The organism is Actinoplanes sp. CA-142083 (genome assembly GCF_050942195.1).
GTDB lineage: Bacteria > Actinomycetota > Actinomycetes > Mycobacteriales > Micromonosporaceae > Actinoplanes.
Window position 1 is genome coordinate 3,106,466 of the sequence record NZ_CP192076.1, and the last position, 17,388, is coordinate 3,123,853.

The 17,388-nt window shown below is 69.0% G+C and carries 21 protein-coding genes; 12 read left to right on the forward strand and 9 right to left on the reverse strand.

Going from position 1 to position 17,388, the window contains the following annotated elements; all coding sequences use genetic code 11:
• Window positions 1-119: 119 nt before the first annotated feature.
• The 4 genes from ACQPZX_RS14210 to ACQPZX_RS14225 all read right to left on the reverse strand — a co-directional run bounded on the left by ACQPZX_RS14210 (window position 120) and on the right by ACQPZX_RS14225 (window position 4,019).
• Complete coding sequence (locus ACQPZX_RS14210) at window positions 120-1,331, reverse strand: pectate lyase (protein WP_433379845.1); 1,212 nt, start codon at window positions 1,329-1,331, stop codon at window positions 120-122.
• A gap of 144 nt (window positions 1,332-1,475) precedes the next feature.
• Complete coding sequence (locus tag ACQPZX_RS14215) at window positions 1,476-1,823, reverse strand: hypothetical protein (RefSeq protein ID WP_433379848.1); 348 nt, start codon at window positions 1,821-1,823, stop codon at window positions 1,476-1,478.
• Window positions 1,820-2,956, reverse strand: a complete 1,137-nt coding sequence (locus tag ACQPZX_RS14220) for a hypothetical protein (protein WP_433379851.1) — start codon at window positions 2,954-2,956, stop codon at window positions 1,820-1,822. Before ACQPZX_RS14220 ends, ACQPZX_RS14215 begins: the two co-directional genes overlap by 4 nt.
• A gap of 28 nt (window positions 2,957-2,984) precedes the next feature.
• Complete coding sequence (locus ACQPZX_RS14225) at window positions 2,985-4,019, reverse strand: methyltransferase (protein WP_433379854.1); 1,035 nt, start codon at window positions 4,017-4,019, stop codon at window positions 2,985-2,987.
• Between the two features lie 107 nt (window positions 4,020-4,126).
• Between ACQPZX_RS14225 and ACQPZX_RS14230 the strand changes: the two genes are divergently transcribed.
• Window positions 4,127-5,539: a PLP-dependent aminotransferase family protein gene (locus ACQPZX_RS14230; protein WP_433379857.1), complete on the forward strand. Its 1,413-nt coding sequence runs from the start codon at window positions 4,127-4,129 to the stop codon at window positions 5,537-5,539.
• A gap of 135 nt (window positions 5,540-5,674) precedes the next feature.
• A complete protein-coding gene (locus tag ACQPZX_RS14235) occupies window positions 5,675-7,219 on the forward strand; it encodes an FAD-dependent monooxygenase (RefSeq protein WP_433379860.1) in 1,545 nt (514 codons plus the stop codon).
• Here the strand turns inward: ACQPZX_RS14235 and ACQPZX_RS14240 are convergent.
• Together ACQPZX_RS14240 and ACQPZX_RS14245 are read right to left on the reverse strand one after the other, a co-directional pair.
• Complete coding sequence (locus ACQPZX_RS14240) at window positions 7,162-8,202, reverse strand: hypothetical protein (protein ID WP_433379863.1); 1,041 nt, start codon at window positions 8,200-8,202, stop codon at window positions 7,162-7,164. The genes ACQPZX_RS14235 and ACQPZX_RS14240 overlap by 58 nt on opposite strands.
• Before the next feature lie 520 nt (window positions 8,203-8,722).
• On the reverse strand, window positions 8,723-8,977 hold the full coding sequence (locus ACQPZX_RS14245; protein ID WP_433379866.1) for a three-helix bundle dimerization domain-containing protein: 255 nt from the start codon (window positions 8,975-8,977) through the stop codon (window positions 8,723-8,725).
• Between the two features lie 160 nt (window positions 8,978-9,137).
• Here ACQPZX_RS14245 and ACQPZX_RS14250 point away from each other — a divergent pair, with 160 nt between their 5' ends.
• From ACQPZX_RS14250 to ACQPZX_RS14285, 8 genes are all read left to right on the forward strand, one after another.
• Window positions 9,138-9,314, forward strand: a complete 177-nt coding sequence (locus tag ACQPZX_RS14250; RefSeq protein WP_433379869.1) for a hypothetical protein — start codon at window positions 9,138-9,140, stop codon at window positions 9,312-9,314.
• 54 nt (window positions 9,315-9,368) lie between these two features.
• Complete coding sequence (locus ACQPZX_RS14255) at window positions 9,369-9,554, forward strand: response regulator transcription factor (protein ID WP_433379872.1); 186 nt, start codon at window positions 9,369-9,371, stop codon at window positions 9,552-9,554.
• Between the two features lie 78 nt (window positions 9,555-9,632).
• The gene (locus ACQPZX_RS14260; protein ID WP_433379875.1) at window positions 9,633-10,088 is read left to right on the forward strand and encodes a VOC family protein; all 456 of its coding nucleotides are present in this window, start codon (window positions 9,633-9,635) and stop codon (window positions 10,086-10,088) included.
• A gap of 6 nt (window positions 10,089-10,094) precedes the next feature.
• On the forward strand, window positions 10,095-10,319 hold the full coding sequence (locus ACQPZX_RS14265) for a hypothetical protein (protein WP_433379878.1): 225 nt from the start codon (window positions 10,095-10,097) through the stop codon (window positions 10,317-10,319).
• 25 nt (window positions 10,320-10,344) lie between these two features.
• A complete protein-coding gene (locus tag ACQPZX_RS14270; protein WP_433379881.1) occupies window positions 10,345-11,187 on the forward strand; it encodes an enoyl-CoA hydratase/isomerase family protein in 843 nt (280 codons plus the stop codon).
• A complete protein-coding gene (locus ACQPZX_RS14275) occupies window positions 11,184-11,492 on the forward strand; it encodes a putative quinol monooxygenase (protein ID WP_433379884.1) in 309 nt (102 codons plus the stop codon). The genes ACQPZX_RS14270 and ACQPZX_RS14275 overlap by 4 nt, the downstream gene beginning before the upstream one ends.
• Before the next feature lie 10 nt (window positions 11,493-11,502).
• On the forward strand, window positions 11,503-11,832 hold the full coding sequence (locus tag ACQPZX_RS14280; protein WP_433379887.1) for a hypothetical protein: 330 nt from the start codon (window positions 11,503-11,505) through the stop codon (window positions 11,830-11,832).
• A gap of 80 nt (window positions 11,833-11,912) precedes the next feature.
• Window positions 11,913-12,665 carry a DUF899 family protein gene (locus ACQPZX_RS14285; protein ID WP_433379890.1) on the forward strand — a complete coding sequence of 251 codons (753 nt, stop codon included), beginning with the start codon at window positions 11,913-11,915 and terminating at the stop codon, window positions 12,663-12,665.
• A 239-nt stretch (window positions 12,666-12,904) separates the two neighbouring features.
• Here the strand turns inward: ACQPZX_RS14285 and ACQPZX_RS14290 are convergent, their stop codons facing one another.
• On the reverse strand, window positions 12,905-13,249 hold the full coding sequence (locus ACQPZX_RS14290) for a hypothetical protein (protein ID WP_433379893.1): 345 nt from the start codon (window positions 13,247-13,249) through the stop codon (window positions 12,905-12,907).
• Between the two features lie 5 nt (window positions 13,250-13,254).
• The gene (locus tag ACQPZX_RS14295; RefSeq protein WP_433379896.1) at window positions 13,255-14,175 is read right to left on the reverse strand and encodes an alpha/beta fold hydrolase; all 921 of its coding nucleotides are present in this window, start codon (window positions 14,173-14,175) and stop codon (window positions 13,255-13,257) included.
• Window positions 14,176-14,413: 238 nt separating this feature from the next.
• Between ACQPZX_RS14295 and ACQPZX_RS14300 the strand changes: the two genes are divergently transcribed.
• On the forward strand, window positions 14,414-14,842 hold the full coding sequence (locus ACQPZX_RS14300) for a hypothetical protein (RefSeq protein ID WP_433379898.1): 429 nt from the start codon (window positions 14,414-14,416) through the stop codon (window positions 14,840-14,842).
• Between the two features lie 20 nt (window positions 14,843-14,862).
• Window positions 14,863-15,471: a 5'/3'-nucleotidase SurE gene (locus tag ACQPZX_RS14305; RefSeq protein ID WP_433379901.1), complete on the forward strand. Its 609-nt coding sequence runs from the start codon at window positions 14,863-14,865 to the stop codon at window positions 15,469-15,471.
• 55 nt (window positions 15,472-15,526) lie between these two features.
• Here ACQPZX_RS14305 and ACQPZX_RS14310 read toward each other — a convergent pair whose 3' ends face one another.
• On the reverse strand, window positions 15,527-17,338 hold the full coding sequence (locus ACQPZX_RS14310) for a LuxR C-terminal-related transcriptional regulator (RefSeq protein ID WP_433379904.1): 1,812 nt from the start codon (window positions 17,336-17,338) through the stop codon (window positions 15,527-15,529).
• Window positions 17,339-17,388: the final 50 nt, after the last annotated feature.

Sequence of the window (17,388 nt, forward strand, 5' to 3'; positions counted from 1 at the left end):
TTGTCCTCGTCAGCCGATGCTGTAGTGCGGGGCGCCGACGGTGTACAGGAGCAACGCCAGGGTGAGCCGCGAGGGGCGCCCACCTCGCGGTGAGCGCCCCTCGGGAAGGTGCCGATGGATTACCGGTACGTGATGTCGCTCTTGTTCACCTTGCAGTTGCTGGTGTTCCAGCCCTCGCCGAGGTACTTCGGCTCGCTGCCCTTGGCGACGCCCTGGTACATGCCGCAGACCACCGCGCCGGAGTTGACGGTGACGCGGGTGATGGTGGCCGTGTCGCCCCAGTTGGTGTTGATGCCGACGACATAGTCGACGCCGGTCAGCAGCACGTTGTTGACCACGACGTGGCGCTGGTACGAGTTGGTGCAGTTGCCGCAGCCGCGGTACAGCTTGCCGGCGCCGTTGAGGTAGAAGCCGGAGATGTTGACGGTGCCGTTGCCGTTGTGCTGGAACGTCTTGTCGCTGCCGTTCCGGGCGCCGCCGCCGATGACGTAGCTGGTGCCGCCGTTGGTCTGCAGGAAGGTCGCGGCGTCCTCGCCGATGTCGTTCCACCAGACGTTCCGGATGGTGCAGGTGCCCAGGCAGTGCACGCCGTCGCCGGCGGGGGAGCCGAGGATGACGTTCTGCAGGGTGCCGCCGTTGGCGATCTCGAACATCGGGTCCTGGGACTCGTTCTGCGAGCCGTCACCGATGCAGCAGTAGGTCTTCATACCGCCGTCGAAGGTCCCGGAGACCGAGATCGTGCCGGAGACCGACGCCGAGCCGGCCGAGGACGGCCATTGGCCGGTCGGGGTGCCGGGGTTGCTGGGCGGGCTGGTGGTGGGCCCGGTCGTGGGGCCGGTGGTGGGGCCCGTGGTGGGTGTCGAGCCGCCGCTGGAGTAGGTCTCGAACTCGGCGATCCGCGGCGCGCTGGACGCGCTGGTGATCTCGAACGTGAGCTTCTTCAGCGATGTCGACGAGAAGTTGATGGTGCTCGGGCTGCCACTGCCGCTGGCCAGGACGGAGCCGGTGTCGTAGTTGAGCAGCCGCCACGCGCTGATCGAGCCCCCGCCGGAGGCCTGCCTGATGACGGCGGACGACACCGTCATGGCACTGCCCCATTTGACGGAGACGTAGCCGGTGGCGCTGGCCGGCGACCAGTAGGTGCCGGTGTTGCCGTCTTTGACGTTGCCGTAGCTGGTGCCGCTGGCCTTGCTGGAGCCGTCGGCGCCGCCGCTGAGGCTCAGGTTGTCAGCGGCCGAAGCGTAGGACGTGGGCAGCATCAGCGTGATTGCGGCTGCTGCTGCGGCGGTGGCTCCGCAGGCGACCCATCGGAGCGCGATTGGCCTCTTCATCAGTTGTCTCACCTCGTTGTCGGTAGCGCGGTTGCGGTGGGTGGACTACCACAGGTAAGCGCTTTCCTGGAGAATAGAGACCGATCGATGCCAAGACAAGGAGGTGTCCGATCTGCCCGTTGTGGCGACGCCGCTCAGGTCAGCTCAGTCGTCGTCCGTCGCGTCGACCTGTTCGGCCACCTGGTCGAGGTCGATGCTGCCCAGAGCCTCGTACCCGGGCCTCAGCGCCTCCCAGTACTCCGGAATCGACATGAGCTGGGACGGGGTGGCGAGGCCGTCGCGGAGTTGCTCGCCCATTTCGCGAAGTATCGGATCGTCGCTTTCCGCCAACATCTTCGTCACGAGGCGCCGGCGCAGTTGGTCGTCGTGGAGCAGGCCGCGATAGCGCGAGTTCTCGACCTTGGCGAGGAGCGTCTCGATCGTGACCGGGTCGTGCTCTTGATGATCCATCAGGCCCAGGCCCTCTCCGGGGGTGTTCCCGCGGGCGGTCAACGCGGCACCGGCGGGACCGGCGGGATCTCGGGCACGGGAAATTCGCCGCCCACCTCGCCGAAATGTTGCAGCGAGCTTTTCAGGGTCGATGCCAGCGCGTCGAACTTGGCGACGTAATCGATGATCTGGAGGACGAGGCGGACCACGCGGGCCACCTCGGCGGCGCCCCCGATGGCGGCGAGCGCGGCCGGCGGGAGCCCGAAACCGGTGGCCGCGGATCCGCCCGCCGTCGCGCCGGCCGCCGCCGCGAAGATGGCCGCGTCGGCGATGCCGCTGAGCAGCGACCCGATCGTGTCGGCCAGCTCGAAGGCCCCGCGCGCGGCATCGCGGTACATCTGGCCGAGGCCGTCCAAGGTGGATGCCGTGGTGTCGAGGGTCTTCGCCATCGTGAAGAAGTACGCGGACGCGGCGTCGCCGGCGTTGCCCATCCACACCGACAGGATGCCCTGGCCCGTCCACCCGAGATTGGTCGCTACATCCCGAAGGCACCACTCCAGCTGATTCATCACGTGCCCGAGGCGGGCCATCCCCGCCCAGTCGCCGCAGATCGGCTTGAGAACGACCTCGTACGGGTCGTAGGCCCGGTCGCACATCCCGATCTTCGAGGCGAGCGCGGTCACCTCGTAGATCGCTGTGCGGAGCGAGGCCGCGGGGGAGATCATGTCGTGCCATTTCGGCTGGTAATCCAGGCCGTAAGCCGAGTCGTCGAACGGCACATGGTCGAGCCGGCCCCGGGGTTCTCGCACATCGTGCAGCGGGACGAGGTCCCGGTTGCCGGGGCCGGGCTGAGGCGCCGGCGCGTCCTTGCTCTCCGCCGCGACGTTCACCCCGGGCATCGTGGCGTCGATCTTCTCGGCGCCGGCCTGATCGGTGCGTGCGTAATAGTTGCGGGAATCTGTTATCGCGTCCGCCGCGGCCGGCAGTGCGTTCTGCCCGACGTTATTGAGGAAAGCGAGAACGCTCCATCGGATCCGGTTGCTCTCGTCCTGGACGATATTGATGATCCCGTCCAGTATCCAGAAGATCTTCCCATTTTCCTCGAAATGGTTCCTGGCGGCGATGACATCGTCCGCCGCGCGCTCCACCATCCTTTCCGCGGCGGTCAAACCGTCGGCCTCGACATAAAAAGTCATCGGGGATCGTCACCTCGACCGGCCGGCGTCATGGTTTCCGGCCGATCACTGCGCCGTTCGCTCCCGCCGCCTCGAACCACACCGTGCGTATGTCCTGGAAGCCCAGTTCGCTCAGCCACGCGCTGTACTCGGCGGGTGTGTAATTGCGGCCTTCGGTCTCGACCAGCATGTTGAGGCTCATCAGGGCCGCGGCCGGCGGGCCGGTTCGCGCGTCGTTGACCAGCAGCTCGGCGATGATCACCTGGCCGCCGCTCGGTAGTGCGGCCCAGCATTTCCGCAGGATCGCGCGGCAGCGGTCCGCCGCCCAGTCGTGCATGATCATGGAAAGCAGGATGGCGTCATGCCCGCCGGGCAGCGCGGTGTCGGCGAAGAAGTCGCCGGCGACCGTCTCGATCCGGTCCGCAAGGCCGGCTTCCTTGATCTTTCCGGTGGCGATGTCGGCGACCTTCGGCAGTTCGTAGACCGTCGCGGTCAGGTCGGGGTAGAGCCGGCACAGTTCGATGTCGAACGCCGCTGAGCCGCCGCCGACGTCGAGCAGCCTGCGTCCGCCGCTCAGGTCGACGGCCTGGCCCAGCGCGCGGGCGGTGAACGTCGAAAGCGAGTGCATCGCGTCCCAGAACACCTCGAGCAGCCGGGGATCCTCGCTGTCGAACATCGAGCTTTGCCGGTCCGGATCCCAGGTGGTCGGGCGGTTCGTACGGATCGCCTCGGTCAGCCTGCCCCACCCGGGATACAGCCGCTGGTCGAGCATCTGCACGAAGCCGCCGAAGTAGTAGGGCTTGCCGCGGACCAGGAACTCCTCGGCCAGCGGGCTGTTGACATAGCGGCCGTCGTTCTTCACGAGCAGCCCGAGCGCGGCGCAGCCGGTGAGCAGCATCTCCGCCGGTCGCTCCTCGATCGCGAGCGCCTGGGCGAGCCCGGCGGACGTCGTGCCGGCCGTGCCGGACAGGCGGGAGAACAGGTCGAGCTCGTGGGCCGCGGCGAGCGTTTTGAAGGCCCAGAACCCGGTCGCCAACTGCATCAACGGGATGGGCGACAGTGCTCGATCGGCGTCCGAAATCATGAATCCTCCATTCAGCGGGCCGCTCCGCTCCGACGCTACGGCGGACTTGGTAGCCTCGGCAGGTCCAACCTTGGCCGTCACGGGCAGACCAAATCGCCGGAGTGCCCATGGAGCTGTTCCTCGACCCGGACGACGGGCGCGCCCTGAGCACGCAGCTGTACGACCAGATCAGGGAGGCGATCGCCGACGGGCGGCTACCGCACGGCGGGCGCCTGCAACCCTCGCGCCTCGTGGCCCAAGAGCTCGGCATAGCGCGTTCCACCGTCACGGACGCCTATGCCCGGCTGACCGCCGAGGGCTACGTCGAGGGCCGCCGCGGCGGTGGCAGCGTCGTCCAGGGCCACGCCTCGCCTCCACCCGAAATGGCCGAGGCCCCGACCGCGCTGGCGCCGACCGCCCGGGCCGCCGCTGTCCGGCGCTACGGCGTCGGCCTGGAATCGCACCCGCGCTACGACCTGACCGCGGGGCGGGTCGACGCCCGGCTGTTCCCCCTCGCCGACTGGCGACGCTGCACGAACCGGGCCTTGACCAGGCTTGCCCGCGACGTCGGGTACTACGGCGACCCGGCCGGCAGCATCGAGCTGCGCCGCACGCTCACCCACTGGGTCACCCGGTCCCGTGGGGTCGCCGCCACGGCGGATCAGATCGTGGTCACGCACGGCGCCGGACACGCGACCTACCTGATGGCCCGCGTCCTGTTACGCCCCGGCGACGTGGCCGCCGTCGAGGAACCCGGCTATCCCCCGATCACCACCATGTTGCGTTCCGTGGGCGTCGAGGTGGTGGGTGTCCCGGTCGACGAGCATGGCCTGGTCGTGGACGCGCTGCCCGACGCGGCGCGGCTGGTCCACGTGACGCCCTCGCACCAATATCCGCTCGGCGCCGTCCTCAGCCGGCAACGCCGGCTCGCACTGCTGCGCTGGGCCGGTCGTCGCGGCGCCGCCATCATCGAGGACGACTACGACAGCGAATTCCGCTACCAGAACCGGCCGCTGGAGCCACTCCATCGGCTCGACCGCGACGGAGTGGTGATCTACGTCGGCACCTTCAGCAAGATGCTCAGCCCGGCGCTGCGCATCGGGTTCGCGGTCGTCCCACCCGGGCTCGTCCCGGCGATCACCGCGATCCAGCAGGCCGTCGATTTCGGCGTGCCGCCGGTGACCGCGCAGACGCTCTGCGCCTTCATCGAGGACGGGTACCTCGACCGCCACCTGCGTCGCACCCGCAAGGTCTACGCCGGACGGCATCGCGCTGTCCGCGCGGCTGTGGCCGCGCTGCCCGACTCCTGCCTCACACCCCTGCCCAGCCACGCGGGACTGCACATGACGCTGCTCGCCCCCGACGCACCGGACGACGAAGAGCTGAACGTACGGTCGACGCGGCACGGACTCCAGCTCTCCTCCCTGCGGCGGACCTACCAGCACAGCCGGCCCCAGCCCGGCATCGTCCTCGGCTTCGGTGCGATCTCCACCCCGGACATCCCGTACGCGATAGAGCTCCTGGCATCGCTTTATCGCTGAGCCGGCGGCGCGTCGTGCAGACGCTTGCCGTCCGACGCCAGCTAGACCACATTTCGGGTCTGGCCGAAGCGTTCTCCGGTGACGCCGGCGGCAATCCACACTCGTGACCGACTCACCTTCTTCAGGAGTGTTGCGATGGTTGCCGATGTGGTGATCGCGGGTGCGGGCCCGAACGGGCTGATGCTCGCCTGCGAGCTGAGCCTGGCCGGCGTACAACCCGTTGTGCTGGAGCGCCTGTCCGAGCCGCGCCGGGAGAACCGGGCGAACGGTCTGGTCGGCCAGGTGGTCCGGATGCTCGATCGCCGCGGCCTGTATCGACCACTGACCGGGCGATCCGAGCCGCCGCAGCCGATCCCGGCGTTCTACTTCGGCGCCGTACCCATGGACCTGCACGTGCTCGCGGACAATCCGTTTTACCTGTTGCCCGTCCCACAGACTCGTATCGAGCGGATACTGGCCGAACGCGCCGCCGGTCTGGGTGTCGAGATCCGCCGAGGCCACGAGCTGACCGGGCTGACCCAGCACGCCGACCGTGTCACCACCGAAGTTACCGGCCCGAACGGGCGTTATGAGATCAGCAGCCGCTACTTGATCGGCGCGGATGGCGCGCACAGCACGACCCGCAACCTCGCCGGCATCGGATTTCCCGGCGCGGCAAGCGACGACATCGTCACCCGCATCGCGGAGGTGGCCGTGCCCGATGAGCTCCACGACCCGGCCACCGGTGGGTTGAACCTGCCTGGCTATGGCCACATCGCACCGATGTACCACCGCACCGAACACGGCGTCTTCGCCTACGCGCGGATTCCGTCCCGGCCGGATCTGGTGTTCACCGTCGAGTGGGGGATCGGCACGACCGACACCGATGCGCCGCTGACGCCGGCGGAAGTCCACGACAGTATCTACCGCGTCATGGGCGCGGACCTGCCGTTGCGGCCACCCGATGGCCGGGGACCGCATCGGTTGGATCGGTCGATCGGCGTCAACACCCGCCTGGCTGAGCGGTATCGCGACGGCCGGGTGCTGTTGGTCGGCGACGCCGCGCACGTGCACTTCGTGATCGGCGGGCCGGGGCTCAATCTCGGCCTGCTGGACGCGGTCAACCTCGGCTGGAAGCTGGCGGCCGAGATCCAAGGCCGGGCGCCGGCCGGGCTGCTCGACACCTACGACACCGAGCGCCGTCCGGCCGGTGAGCGAGTAGCCATGCACAGCCAGGCCCAGCTCGCGCTGTTGGCCCCGGGCCCCGAGGTCACGGCACTGCGCGAACTGTTCACCGAGCTACTCCGTGACCAGCACACGGTGGCGCACATCGCGAACATGATGGCGGGCGCGGACATCCGCTACGAGATGGAAGGCCGCGATACCCACTTCATGGTCGGTCGCTGGGCTCCCGATCTGGTCCTCAAGACCGACAACGGCACGGTCCGGCTCGCCGAGCTGACCACGAACGCCCGGCCGCTGCTGCTCGACACCACCGAGGACGCATCGCTCACCGGGGCGGCGGACGGGTGGCTCGACCGGGTCGACACCATCACCGCCCACGCCATGAACGCTCCGGCCACCGCCCTGCTCCTGCGCCCGGACTGCTACGTCGCCTGGGCCACCGATACCCCTCACCCGGATCACCGCGATCGGGAATCTCTGTGTTCCGCACTCGCCACCTGGTTCGGCCCGCGCTGACCACCACCGGCGCTCGATGACGGGGTGTTGAGCCTGATGAGGTCCAGGCCGAGGACGGTCGCGCGCTGGATCGCCGCCTTGCCGTCGCGGCGGCTGGAGATCAGGCGGGCCGCTCGCAGGGCCGCGCTGTGCTCCGACGCCGACGCCGCGCTGATGCCGAGCCGGCGCGCGATGTCACCGATGGTGTGCTCGGTGGACAGCAGCCGCAGCACCGCCGCCCGGGTCGCCCCGAGGATCGCCGCGAGGGAGTCGGACTCGGCGCCGGCCCGGATGCTCAGCACGGCCGGGGCGGGGTACGCCAGCAGAACTGGTTGATCGGGCAACTCGCCCACCAGCGGCGGTCCCGCCCAGAACGCGGCCGGTGTGATCAGCAATCCTCGCCCACCCAACCGGACCGTGCGGTCCTGCGGGCTGTCGATCAGCAAGCAGTCTCCGCACCACCTCGCCCCGGGTATCACTGTGATCAGCGCGGCGCCGATCCCCCGGCACGCCAGCAGCCGCCCGTGCTGCGCCAGTTCGCTCTGGTGGTTGGCCTGGACATCGGGCCAATACGGCTGCATCGCCGCCGTGAAGGCGGCTTTCGCTCCGTGCATCAGCACCCGTCCGGCGTCGCGGTCCCCCTCGAATGCGTAACGGGGCAGAAGTGGAACACCCGAGTTGGGGGCGCTGAAATACAGCGCCATCTCCTCGCGCAGCCGCTGAGTGCCGAAACTCAGAAACGTTTCCATTCCTTCGTCGAGGTCCGCGCTGACGGCGAAAGTAGGCGACAACGCCCAGGAGAAGTGCTCGCCGATCTGACTCACCGACGGCCGCGCCGACTGCGGGATCGCCGCGAGCGCGTGGCTGCGCCACCGCGCCCCCCACGGCGCGCGAATACCCCGGCGAAGCGCGAGGGCCACGAACTTCAGCTCCAGCATCGGAGCGGGCTCGGGCAGGAACCGCGTCGACGCGAGGTCGCCGGGGGTGAACAGGATTCGCAGCATGCCGTCCCCCTGACAGTCACGCCAAGTCTCCGTACCCGAGAGCCCTGCCCCTGACACCGCTTCCTGAAACTTCTCACCTGTGCCAGATCCAATTTTCGGGCTCGGCCGAAACGTTTTTCGAGGACCGAGGCGGCGCGCCACAATCGTGGCCGATTCCGCCGTACGAGGAGAGTTGCGATGCGTTGCCGAATTTGTAATCGCCGGCACCGGTCCGAACGGATCGATGCGTCGTGAACAGCGCGAGACCACACCGCGTGGCCGGAACCATCCTGTCGGAACACCGGACCTCGATAGGCCTTATCCGATACCGACGGTGTCAGGGCGCGATCACCGTGGAACTGCTCCCGCTCGACGAGCCGGCCTCGATCCTGAACGTGCTTTCAATGCCGGCCACCGCCCGAGGGAAGGGCCATCCCTCCTGATCTTGATCATCCAGGGCGCGGACCGGGGTCTGCGCGCGCCCCGGCTGACCGCCGCCGTACGACTGGTCGAACAACGACTGGTCACGACCGCCTGACGGTCAGCCGGCGTCCTCACCACGGACGTGGACGTCGGCGCCGCCCTCGCGTAGCTCCTCGGTGACCTGCTTCTCGGTCATCGCGACCAGATGGGTGTCCACGGCCGCGTCGGAGCTGAGCCGCTCGTAGACCGTGTGGACACGTTCGTCGAGTTCGGCGCGATCCACCTCGGGGAAACGCTGCCCGAGAGTCTCGACTTCACGCTGCAAAGCGGTTTCAGGGTCCACGAGACCGCCGCTGCTGGCTGGTTCCGTCATCGCACACCTCATTTCGGCGCCGGTATCACCTGTTCGCGTAGATGCCCGCCTCGCGCCGTCGCCATGCCGTCGTTCGCTCAGTGTTCACCTCCGAGGCCCTGCCGGCTCGGCGGCGTCGGTGCAACGTGAAGGCATCGATCCTCTGGTGTCAGGCGGCGGCATGATCATCTTGGTCGTAGGAACCTTGGGACTTCTCGGTGCGACGACGTGGTCCGCGTGGGATCAGCCGGTCAGCCGCTACCCGGTTCTGCAGCGCCGGATCACCGGCGTCGGCCTGGCCCTGAGCGTGGTGGCCCTGATCGTCATGATCGTGGTCGGCATCGTGACCGGGCCATGATCCTGTGAGGTTCGACCAGCCGCGAATCACTCGACGCGAGCTCGCAGGGAGTCGATGACCTCGCGTGCCGTGACGATCGCGTTCGCCCGCCTTGCCGGCGACGGCTCGTCGAATGTCGAGATCGCCGGCCAGTTGTTCCTCAGCTCGCGCACCGTCGAATGGCACCTGAGCAAAGTGTTCGCCAAGCTAGGCGTCACGTCCCGCCGGCAGATCCGCCGGGCCCTGGCCCAGTCTGGTTGACCCGGGGTTTCTACGGGCGCGACGGGCCCGGCGCGCTTACAGACTGTGGTCGATACCAAGCGACCACAGGAGGTCACCATGAGCGACACCGGCCAGGATCTGGGCTACGACATGAAGCTCGAGGTCGTGACACTGCCGGTCTCCGACGTCGACCGGGCGAAGAGCTTCTACCAGAGCCTCGGATGGCGGCTCGACGCCGACTTCGACCTCGGCGAGGTCCGAGCCGTTCAGTTCACACCACCACACTCGAACTGCTCGATCTCGTTCGGCAAGGGTCTCACCACCGCCGCGCCGGGCTCGTTCCAGCGGCTGGAACTGGTCGTCGACGACATCGAGGCGGCCCGCAAGGATCTGACCAACCGCGGCGTCGAGGTCAGCGAGCCGTTCCACCGCGACGGCGGCAACCTTCAACCGGGCGTCGACCCGCAGCGGCGGTCCTACCTCACGTACGCGTCCTTCTCGGACCCCGACGGCAACGGCTGGCTGCTGCAAGAGGTCACGACGCGGCTGCCCGGCCGCACGTGGCAGGGCTGATCCCCGATGAACGAGGGGGGATTCGAAGCGTCGAGGCGCACCATTATCGGCGGCCGCGCCGGTGGGGCCGGGTTCGGTATCCGGGGCACCGCATCTGCCGGCCGGATTCCGGAAGACGTTCAGCAGCCGCTCAACGTCCAGGCCTTCGTTGTGCAGGACTGCAAGCACTTCGTCGCCGAGGAACAGCCCGCGCGACTGCTGGCCACCCTCATCCCATTCCTGAGCTCGTAACCGGACAGCTCCAAGGGGGCACGCCGTGGAACAGTTCCAAGTCAACCGGGTCTCGCCGTCGTACTGGCGGGTGACCTTCGACAACGGGCCGGTCAACCTGCTCGACCCCGACACCGTGGACGAGCTCGCCGAGCTCATCGCGAGCATCGAGAGCGACCCGGACCTGACCGTGGTCGTGTTCCGCAGCGACAAACCCGGCTACTTCATGGCGCACTGGGACTTCCTGTCCGACGCGAGCCGGGTGGCGGCGATGCGACCGGGGCCGACCGGCCTCCATCCGTACCTGGACAACTTCGTCCGGCTCAGCAAGGTCCCGGTCGCCACGATCTCCGAGATCCGCGGGCGCACCCGGGGCGCCGGCAGCGAGTTCGTGCTGGCCACCGACATCCGCTTCGCTTCCGACAAGGCCGTCCTCGGCCAGTTCGAAATCGGCGTGGGCGCGGTCCCGGGCGGCGGCCCGATGGCACGGCTGGGCCGGTTGGCCGGCCGGGGCCGCGCGCTGGAGATCCTGCTCGGCGGCGACGACATCCCCGCCGAGCTCGCCGCCGCCTACGGGTACGTGAACCGCGTTGTCCCGGACGCGGAGATCGAGGACTTCGTCGACGCCTTCGCGCGCCGGATCGCGGCATTCGACAAGGTGGCCGTTACCGGCATCAAGGAGCTGGTCGACGTGGCCACCCTGCCGGCCGACGACGAGCTGGCGGCCGGCCTGACGGCGTACTTCGCCACTGCCGGCCGTCCGCAGCACCGGCCGTTCGCGGAGCTGCTGTTCAAGAACGGCCTTCAGCAACCCGACGGCGTCGAGACCGACCTTGGCACCGCGATCGGCGAGCTGCGACAGCGACAGGAGGGAGACAAGCCGGCATGAGCATCGTCCTGGTTGTCACCGTCGTACCCGCTCCGGAGCATCGCGATGAGGTGATCGCCGCCTTCGAGAAGGCGATCGCCCGAGTGCATCAGGAGCAGGGAGTCGAGGTGTACGCGCTGCACGAGGGTGCCGATCGCCTCGTGATGATCGAGAAGTACGAGTCGGAGCAGGCCAGGGCCGCACACGCCAAGGGCCCGGCTCTGGCCGGCCTGCTCTCCGCCCTGGACAGCAAGCTCACCACCAAGCTCGACGTGCAGGTCCTGACACCACACCCGTTCGGCGAGCCGGCGAAAGGCGCCATCTGACGGGGGTGTGGTGCTCGTCTCCGCCGAGGCGGAAGCCTTGGCCGAGGCGACCGGTAGCCGACTGATGTTGCGCGGACGGATCGCGGTGGCCAACTGGCGCGGCCACGACGCCGAAGCCGTCGCGCTCACCAAGGCGCGCCAGGACGACGTGCGACGCCGTGGTGAAGGGCTCTGGTTCTTCGTCAACGACTGGGGCAGCGCCCTGCGCTACAACGGGCTGGGCCGGTACGCGACGGCGAATGGCTGCGACGCGAGCAGCGCCGCGTCGATGCGCGCACACGGCTCCGCTTCGCACACGACATGTCCATGCGCGATTGACGCAACTATCTGGTTGCTATAGGTTGAATAGCAACCAAGTAGTTGCTATAAGGGTTCGGGCGCCAAGAACGGCGACCGGAACACCGGGAGAAAGGGATAGTCATGACCGGCAATGCGCAGAGCCTGCCCGCGGTCGTCGACCGGGCGACCTTCCAGGCCGAGCTGGACACGCTAAGGGTCAGGGAGAAGGCACACACCCGCGAAGGGGACGCGATCGCGGCGGCCCGGCGGCGGCTGCCGATGGTGGAGGTCGACGCCACCATCGAGGTGATCGGTCCCGGCGGACCGATCACGATTCTCGACGTCTTCGACGGCCGCAAGCAGCTCATCGCCTACTTTCACGCCTGGTGGCCCGACCGGCCCGCCGCGCAGCAGTGCGAGGGCTGCACCTTCTTCAACTGCCAGGTCCGCGAGCTGTCCTACATCCAGTCCCGCGACGCCACGTACGCCGTCCTCTGCAAGGGCCCGTACCCGGAGAGCGTTCGTTACCGGGACTTCCTGGGCCTGGACATGCCGTGGTACTCGGTCGAGACGACGGCGCCGCGACTCCTCGAGGGTCGTGACTGGCAGCGTCACCACCTGGTCTGTTATGTCCGCGACGGCGAGCGGGTGTTCGAGACGTACTACACCGGCGGACGCGGCGTCGAGATCATGGCACCTACCCACGGGCTGCTGGACATGACCGTCTACGGACGCCAGGAGACGTGGGAGGACTCACCCGACGGCTGGCCCCAGCCCTGGGGCGACGCCAGGAACCCCGAGGTCTGGCGGATGAACGGACGCCCCATCGCCCAGTGGTCCCGCATCGAAGCCGGCCGCTCCGACGACCTGACCGCCGGACCGGGCCGGCCGTGACGCGTACAGCGCGGAAGCGACAACCGGGAATCCGTACGCCATGTCGTAGGTGTGCGCCGCCCGCAGCGCCGCCAACTGCTCGGCGCGCTCGCCACGCGGGTCGTTTTGCGAGATGAGGTATTCGGGCATCGTCCTCTCTCCTCGGGGTAGCGAACGAAATCGGATGGCATGGTCACCATGCCTGGCGCTGCCCCCAACTGGTTCGAACCCGTGAACGCCCTGGGCGTACCCCGGGGGTGCTAGCGGGCCGATCTCCACAAATCAAGGGAATCGAGGCGGCCCGCGCCGGCGGCAGGCGAGTCATCCAGGTGGATCACATGGCCCGTGACGCCGTGGCCCTCATCGCTCAGGAAGTAGGCGATGACGTCGACGCGGCCGTCCGAGCTGGGCTCTTCGACATCGACGGATATCCCGTTGACGGTGATGTCGCGGTCGCGAAGTTCGAGCGCCAGCGCGCGCGTCAGCATGTCGACGGCAGCAGTCGCGGTGGCGCTCGCTCCGTACCGGGGCAGCGCCGGCATGGCAACGGACTCGGGTCCACCCGCTCGTACGGTCTCCGGCGCGGCGACCGACTCGATTCCCATGAAGGTCACCTGGATAGTGCAGGCGCGAAGAAATCGATCAGCAGTTGGTTGACGTTTTGCGGGTCGTCGTGGTGGACCCAGTGCGAGGCATTGGACAGTCGCTCGACACGATCGAGGCCGGGAACGTCGTCGTGGTGGGGCTCGGCCAGTTCCTGCCCGAGGTACGCATCGCGCTGTCCCCAGATGACGAGCGTGGGAGCTTTGATGGGATGAATCGCGGCTTCGGCCTCTTTGGCCGGGGTGCGGACGGAGGAGCGGTAGTAGTTGATCATTCCGGTGGCCGCGCCCGGCTGTGACCAAGCTTCGATGTAGTGGTCCATGTCCGCCTTGGTGTACGGCGGGCGGGCGTCGTGCAGGAAATGCCGGAAGAAGTGCCAGTTGTTGGCGTGCACGACGGCGTCCGGCAGGTCGGGCAGCGCGAAGAAGAAGAAATACCACGACTTCCTCAGCTGGCCGGGATGGTGCAGCCCTTCCGACAGCTTTCGTGGGTGCGCCGCGTTGAGGATGGCCAGCCGGTCGACGACGTCGGGGTGGTTCATCGCGGTGGCCCAGGCCACGCTGCCGCCCCAGTCGTGGCCGGCGATCATCGCCGACTGCGCGCCGCGTTCGTGGATCAGGTCGCGGATGTCGTCGGCAAGCTTCTTGAGGTCGTAGTCGCCGACGTCTTTCGGCCGTGATGACAGGTTGTATCCGCGCATGTCGGGCGCGACGACCCGGAATCCCGCGACGGCGAGTGCTTTGATCTGCAGCCGCCACCCGTACCAGAATTCGGGAAATCCGTGCAAGAGGACGACCAGTGGTCCGTCGCCTGCCTCGACATAGTGCAATCGCACCTCGGCGAGGTCCGCGTAGCCTTCGCGAACGCCGCCGAGCCATGGCCCCTGCTCGGGGTGCTTGTCCTCGGCGCGATGATGGGCAGTGCTCATCGGTCCTCCTCGCTGGACGCGTTGTTGCGTGGTGGCGGTCAGCCGAAGACTGCTCCCAGCAGGGACGACTCACACCCGTGAAGACCCTGGTCTCGTCCCTGGCCTCCAGATCGGCGAAGACGCGCCATCCGGCGGCCAGTATCCGAACCAGGGTCGTGACGGGCGCGACGGCCCGGCGATACGGACACGCTTGTGCCGAACGAAGCCGGCACCCGATCGACTCCAACAAGGAGGAGAGATGGACTACTCGGAGCGACTCGACGCACTTCAGCAGCGCGTCGCGGCAACCAAGGCGGCAGCGCAGACCGCCGCCACCGAGTCCCGCGAGCAGATCGGAAAGCGCATCGACCAGGCCCAGCTCGACATCGCACGGGCCGTGCAGAACGCGCAGAAGCAGACCGAGCTGGCTGCCGACAACGCCCGCAGCAAATGGGCCCAGATGAGGGATGACGCCTCGGCAAGGGTCGATGACGTACGGGCCAAGATCGCGGAACGGTCGCGGCAGCGCGACGTCAAGCTCGCCGTCCGCGACGCCGACAACGCCGACTCCGACGCGGCCGACGCCCTGGACTTCGCCGCATGGGCCGTGGACAACGCGGAGCTGGCCATTCTGGACGCCATCGACGCCCGTGCCTACGCCGACGAACTCGCCAGGTCGGCCTCCTGAGGCGAAGATTGCCATGACAAGTGCTGCAGGTTCGACCGATGCTGCTCGTCGTGCTGGCGTCGCTGGGCGCGTTCGGCGAGCCGCCGGAGATCGTGTTGTCCGGCATCAACCGCGGCGCCAACACCGGCCGGGCCGTGTTGCACTCCGGCACGGTCGGCGCGGCGTTGACGGCGGCGAACTACGACGCAAGGGCTTTGGCCGTCTCGCTTGACGTGATCGCGCCCGGCGAGGTGGGCAGCGGCGGGGCGGCCTTCTCGGTCACCGAGGACGCGCGGCTGTATTGGTCGACTGCCGCCGAGGTCGCCGCCGACCTGCTGGAGGACTGGCTGGCGGATGCCGAGCCGGGCACGGTCGGCAATCTCAACGTGCCGGACCGGCCGGTTGCCGACCTCGCCGGCCTGCGCCGTGCGGAGCTGGCCGCGTTCGGTCAGGTGCGCATGGCGATCGCCGACCACGGGACGGATTTCGCCCGGATCACGCTCGAGCAGGGCGAGCCGGCTGCGGAGGGCACCGATGTCCGCCTGCTCGGCGAGGGGTACGCCACCTTCACGGTGCTGGAGCCGATCCGAGCGGCCGCGCACGTCGCGATACCAGCCCAGCGTGCCCCGCGCGTCCGCCGCCTCCGCTGAGAGAACATGGCGCGCGCTGATCTGGCGTGCCACTCACACCCGTGAAGATCCCGGTCTAATCCCTGGCGCCGTTGTGCAGGGCGTCGCGAAGCTCGCGGCGTGAGCTGACGCCGAGCTTGGTGAAAACTTTCCGCAGATGCCATTCGACGGTGCGGGCGCTGACGAACAGCTCGGCGCCGATCTCGGCGTTGGTGCGCCCGTCGCGGGCCAGGCGGGCGATGTGCTCCTCCTGCGGGGTCAGCTCGTTGTCCAGGGTGATCTGCTTCTTGCGGACCTTCTCGCCGGTGGCGCGCAGCTCGCGGCGGGCTCGGTCGGTGAAGGCGCCGAGGCCCATCGCGGTGATCATCCCGTACGCGATCTGGAGTTGACGGCGTGCGTCGAGGCGCCTTCCTTCCCGGCGCAGCCACTCTCCGTACAGCAGGTGGGTGCGGGCGAGGTCCGGCCGTAACCGGGTCCGGGACAGACGTGCGATGGCCTCGTCGTAGCAGCGCTCGGCCTCCTCGCCGGCGCCGAGCAGCGCCTGGCAGCGTGCCGTGATGCCGGCGGCCCAGTCGGAGGTGTCCAGGGTGTAGGCCGACAGGCGATGCAGCGCGTCCTTGGCCGCCGGCATGTTGTCGCTGCGGGCGGCGGCCTCGATCAGCTCGGTGAGCGCGAACGGGGCCAGGAAGGAGTCTTCCGCCCCGGCCACCTCGTCGGCGGCGTGGAAAGCGGTGCGGTAGCGGCCGGCGCCGTTGTCCAGGACGGCGGCCGCCAGGGCGGCGATCTGCAAGGCATAGCCGTCACCGCGTTCGACCTGTTCGTGTTCGACCTCGGCCATCTGCGGTGTCAGCTCGATCGGGCGGCCCTGATATGCGGCGAGCAGCCGGGCGCCGTACGCGGCCATCCGGACGCCGGTCGCCTCCTTGACGGCGTCGTGCTCGGCCACCACGGCGGCCGCGGCCTCGAGGTCGCCACAATGCGTGGTCATGAATCCGTGGTAGTTGAGCGAGAGGACCAGGGAGGTGAGCGCGCCGGACGTGCGGGCGAGCCGCACCTGGCGGGCGCTCAGCTCGGCCCAGCCGTCGGCGTCCCAGGTGGCGAAGGCGGCGGTGGTCGCGCTGCGGCCCCACTGGAGCCAGTCGTCGGCGGTGACGCGATCGGAACGGAACAGCTCGACCGCTTGCCGCAGGCTCGGCGCGGCCGCCGCCCGCCCGTTGATGATCGTGGTGGCGAGGCCGTCGAGGAGCAGGTCGGCGGGCCGGGTCTCGGTGGGGTGGGGCGCGGCGAGCGCCGCCCGGCAGACGGTGCGCAGGTCGCCGCCCGTGGCCGCGAACTGTCCGGCGAGCACCGCTGCCCACCAGGCCTGCAGGTAGGTGTCCCGGGCCAGCCGTATGTCCAGAGACTCCAGCCGCGCAGCTGCCCGCAGCAGCAGTACGGGCGCGTGGCGCCCGGGATTGGCCGCGGCCTCGATCTGCCCGGTGAGCTGCTCGGCATGGGCACGTTGGAGGTCGTCGGCGGCATTGGCGGCCGCCTCCGCGGCAACGGCGCGGGCCGCGTCGAACGCGCCGGCCTGCAGGTGCGCCAGCGCCGCCGCGTAGGCCCGGTCGGCGCGGCGCGCCGGGTCGGCGGTCAGCGCGAGCGACCGCTGGAGGAAGGCGGCCGAGGCGGCCAGCCCGGCGCGGGTCTGCGCGGTCTCGGCGGTGCGCTCGAGTTCGCGGGCGAGCTGTTCGTCGGGCTCCGCGGTGGCGGCGGCGAGGTGCCACACCCGCCTCTCCGGGTCGGCCCGGGCATCGGTGGCCTGTGCCAGGGCCTGGTGCATGGCCCGGCGATCGCCCGGTGACGCGGCGAGGTAGGCCGCCGACCGCACCAGCGGATGACGGAACCGCACCGCGGCGCCGATCTCCAGCAGGTTCTCCGCGCCGGTCAGCTCGGCGGCGT